The sequence below is a fragment of the Allobosea sp. GW821-FHT03A12 genome (genome assembly GCF_058986765.1).
Map to the genome: position 1 here is coordinate 1 of NZ_JBYSVZ010000028.1, position 503 is coordinate 503.

Annotated in this window: 1 protein-coding gene; it reads right to left on the reverse strand. The window is 73.0% G+C overall.

Features of this window, described 5'->3' with window-relative positions; genetic code table 11:
- Positions 1 to 503 (reverse strand): autotransporter outer membrane beta-barrel domain-containing protein (locus AC3WLC_RS32085; protein ID WP_493687914.1); only part of this gene is annotated, 503 nt, incomplete at both ends.

Sequence of the window (503 nt, forward strand, 5' to 3'; positions counted from 1 at the left end):
GAGATGCGCCAGTCGAGCCCAGCCTCGGCGACGAGGGCCTCGCGGTCGATCGGGGCGGCAAAGACGCGCGCCGGGGTCGTGCCGGCGACGAAGGCGGTCCTGGCCTGCGGGGTCAGTTCGCCAAAGCCATGGCGCCAGCCGAGCATGGCGCGCGCGAACAGCGGCATCGCTCCGAGCTGCGCCTCGGCGCGCAGGCCGAGCGTGGTGAAGCCCAGCGTCTGCTCGGAGGACAGGACCCGCAAGGCCGCCGCTCCACCGCGCTCGGTGCCGGCATCGGTGCTGACCCGGATCAGGGCGAGCTGCGCGAAGGGCTCCAGCGCAATGCCGCTGAAGGCGAAGGCGTAGCCGAGCTCGGCGAAGCCCTGCGTCACTGAGCCGGGTCGCTGCAGCCGCAGCAGGTCGCCGAAGCCGCGGATCGCGACCTGGCGGCGGATGTCGCTCTCGCTCCATGTGTACGCCGCACCGGCATCGAAGCGCAGGCTGCCGAAGCGGGCCCCGGCATA